Below are 3,669 nucleotides of genomic sequence, written 5' to 3'. Positions count from 1 at the left end.
CCCCTCCCCCCAACGGGGGAGGTGCTATCCCCCCCCTCCTCCTCTCCCCCCCTCCCTCTCCCCCCCCCCCCCCACCGCCGTGGCGTTGGGGGGGGCATGAGTCGTCTCAATGTCCTCCTCTTCGCCGGGCTGATCGTCAGCGGCCTGTACCTGGTGCACGTGTCCTACCAGGCCCGACGCCTGTTCACGCAGGTGGAGCGTGCCCAGGCTGAGGAGCGCGCGCTGGAGACCGCGCACGAGCAGCTCCAGCTCGAAAAGCGCACCCAGGCCACCCCGCTGCGGGTGGAGAAGATCGCGCGCGAAAAGCTGCAGATGCGCACGCCCACCGCGGCCGTGACGCAGTACGTGCTTGACGAGGCAGCGGCTTCAGCCGCGCAGGGAGGGGTCCGGTGAGCTGGCTCGCCCGACTGCTGCCCCGTCGCAACGGCGCAGCCGCGCTGCCGCGGCGCCGGCCGCGCAAGCCGGCGCTACATGCGCTGCACGAGGTGCGCTATGCCACCAGCCCGCTGCTGGCGTCCAAGACGCCGCCGTGGCGCTCGAAATTCCTCGTCGCCTGCATCGGTCTGTCGTTTGCGGTGCTGCTGTGCCGGGCGGCGTATGTGCAGATCATCGGCACCGATTTCTACCAGCGCCAGGGCGAGAGCCGCTATGCCCGCACCCTCGAGCTGCCGGCCAACCGCGGACGCATCCTCGACCGCAATGGCCTGATCCTGGCCTCCAGCGTGCCGGCGCCGTCGATCTGGGTCATTCCCAAGGATTTCGAGGCCGACCGGGCGCAGCGTCGCGAACTCGCCCGCCTGCTGGGCATGACCGTGGCCGAGCTGGACAAGCGTTTGGGCGACAATCCGAATTTCGTCTGGCTGCGTCGCCAGATCGACGAGGACGTGGCCGAGCGCGTGAAGGCGCTGGGCCTGAAGGGTGTGCACCAGGTCAAGGAGTACAAGCGCCGCTATCCCGAAGGCGAGGCCGTTGCCCATGTGGTGGGCTTCACCGACATCGAGGATCGTGGCCAAGAAGGCGTGGAGCTGGCTTTCCAGCACGAGCTGGCCGGCCGCCATGGGCAGCGTCGTGTCATCCGCGACCGGCTGGGCCGCATCGTCGAGGACATCGGCGAGAGCGTCGCGCCGGTCGATGGCCGGGACATCCAGTTGTCCATCGATTCGAAGATCCAGTTCTTCGCCTACCAGCGCCTGCGCGATGCCGTGGCCGAGCACAAGGCCCAGGCCGGTTCGGTGGTGGTGCTGGACGTGCACAGCGGCGAGGTGCTGGCCCTGGCCAACTATCCGAGCTACAACCCCGCCCGGCGCGAGAACCTCAGCGGCGCCCAATTGCGCAACCGGGCACTGACCGACACCTTCGAGCCGGGCTCGACGATGAAGCCTTTCGTGGCCGCGCTGTCGATGGAGACTGGGCGCGTCTCACCCAACACCCCGATCGACACCGGGCCTGGATGGATGACCGTCACCGGCTCGACCATCCGCGACACCCATGCCTACGGCCGCCTCACGGTGGCCGAGGTGATTCAAAAGTCCAGCAACGTCGGCACCGTCAAGCTGGCCCAGCAGATCCCCTCGCGCGAGATGTGGGAGATGTTCACCGAGATCGGGCTGGGGCAAAAGCCCCAACTGCCCTTCCCGGGGGTGGTCAGCGGCCGGCTGCGGCCCTACAAGACCTGGCGGCCCATCGAGCATGCGACGATGAGCTACGGCTACGGCCTGTCCGTCTCGCTCTTCCAGTTGGCGCGCGCCTATACCGTGTTCGCCCGCGATGGCGAGCTCATTCCCGTGACCTTGCTGAAAGATCCCGAGCCGGCGCCCGGCCTGCGGGTGTTTTCCCCGCGTGTGGCCCAGACCACCCGTCGCATGCTACAGATGGCCGCCGGCCCGGGCGGTACGGCGCCGCTGGCGCAGACCGTGGGCTACTCGGTGGGCGGCAAGACCGGCACGGCGCGCAAGCAAGAAGGCAGGGGCTACGCCGACAAGAAGTACCGTTCCTGGTTCGTCGGTCTGGCGCCGGTGGAGCAGCCGCGCATCGTCGTGGCGGTGATGATCGACGAGCCCTCGGCCGGCAAGTTCTATGGTGGTGCCGTGGCCGCGCCCGTGTTTGCCGAGGTGGTGCAGCAAAGCCTGCGCATGATGGGTGTGCAACCCGACATCGCCGTGCAGCCCCAGATCGTTGCGCGCCACGTCGAGGGTGTGGAGGAGAGCTTCTGATGCCCTTGCGCGTCTTCGACACCGTGGTCGCTGCGCAGGACTGGCTGCGCGAGCGAGGCTGCACCGACCTGGCCATCGACAGCCGCCGCATCCGTGGCGGCGAGGCCTTCATTGCCTGGCCGGGGCATGCCACCGATGCGCGCCGGCACGTGGCCGCCGCCCTGGCCGCCGGCGCCCGGGCCTGTCTGGTGGAACGCATGGGGGTCGAGGCCTTCGGCTTCGACGACGAGCGCATCGCCGCCGTGCCGGGTCTGAAGGCCGCCACCGGCGTGCTGGCCGACCGCTGGTTCGGACAGCCTTCGTCGCACCTGGACCTCGTGGCCGTGACCGGCACCAACGGCAAGACCTCGACCGCCTGGTGGGTGGCGCAGGCCCTGACGGCGCTGGATCGGCCCTGCGGTCTGATTGGCACGCTGGGCGTGGGGCGGCCGGGCTCGCTCACCTCCACCGGTCTGACCACCCCGGATCCGGTCACGCTGCACCGCAGCTTGCGCGCCTTCGTCGACCAGGGCCTGAAGGCCTGCGCCATCGAGGCCTCGTCGATCGGCCTGGACGAACGCCGCCTGGACGGCACCCGCATCGCGGTGGCGGCCTTCACGAATTTCACGCGCGACCATCTGGACTACCACGGAGGCATGGCCGCCTACTGGGAGGCCAAGGCCCAGCTCTTCGCCTGGCCGGGCCTGCGCGCGGCCGTCGTGAACCTTGACGATCCGAAGGGCGAGGACGTCGTGGCCCGGCTGAGCGGCCGCAGCGTCGAGCTGTGGGGCTATGGCCTGCAGGCCGCCGCCGGGCTGCAGGCGCGCGCGGTGGGCTACCGAGGTGGCGGCCTGGGCTTCGAGTTGTGCGAAGGCCCGCAGGCCGAGCCGGTGCGCACCACGCTGATCGGCGATTACAACGTCCACAACCTGTTGGCCGTGGCCGGCTGCCTGCGCGCTCTGGGCGTGCCGCTGGCACAAGCCGCTCGCGCCCTGCAGGCGCTGGGGCCCGTGCCCGGGCGCATGCAGCGCCTGGACGAGGAGGGTGTGGCGTCGGTGGTGGTGGACTACGCCCACACGCCCGATGCCCTGGACAAGGTGCTGACCGCCCTGAGGCCCTTCGCCCGCGAGCGCGGGGGGGCTCTGTGGTGCGTGTTCGGCTGCGGTGGCGACCGCGACAGCAGCAAGCGGCCGCAGATGGGGGCGATCGCCCAGGCGCGCGCCGACCGCGTCATCGTCACCAGCGACAACCCGCGCAGCGAGCCGCCGATGCGCATCATCGAGCAGATCGTCGCGGGCATGCGCCCGGCCCCCACGCTGCAGGCCATCGAGGACCGCCGCCTGGCCATTGCCACCGCGGTGGCGGCGGCCGACCCGCGCGATGTCATCTTGCTGGCCGGCAAGGGCCACGAAGACTATCAAGAGATCGCCGGCCAGCGCCTGCCCTTCTCGGACGTGGACGAGGCCCGCGCGGCCCA

At 70.3% G+C, this 3,669-nt stretch carries 3 protein-coding genes; all 3 read left to right on the top strand.

Annotation, left to right across the window (positions count from 1 at the left end; translation table 11 throughout):
* Positions 1-96 precede the first annotated feature (96 nt).
* Positions 97-393 carry a cell division protein FtsL gene (gene ftsL / locus ACK42S_RS16450; RefSeq protein ID WP_409710042.1) on the top strand — a complete coding sequence of 99 codons (297 nt, stop codon included), beginning with the start codon at positions 97-99 and terminating at the stop codon, positions 391-393.
* 44 nt (positions 394-437) lie between these two features.
* Positions 438-2,213, top strand: a complete 1,776-nt coding sequence (locus ACK42S_RS16445) for a peptidoglycan D,D-transpeptidase FtsI family protein (RefSeq protein ID WP_409710045.1) — start codon at positions 438-440, stop codon at positions 2,211-2,213.
* Positions 2,213-3,669, top strand: a 1,457-nt coding sequence (locus ACK42S_RS16440; protein ID WP_409710039.1) for a UDP-N-acetylmuramoyl-L-alanyl-D-glutamate--2,6-diaminopimelate ligase, incomplete at its 3' end; no start/stop codon positions are given. The genes ACK42S_RS16445 and ACK42S_RS16440, both read left to right, overlap by 1 nt.

Source organism: Caldimonas sp., from assembly GCF_046289365.1.
Taxonomy (GTDB): Bacteria; Pseudomonadota; Gammaproteobacteria; order Burkholderiales; family Burkholderiaceae_C; genus Caldimonas.
This window is presented reverse-complemented; position numbering and strand designations above follow the sequence as displayed.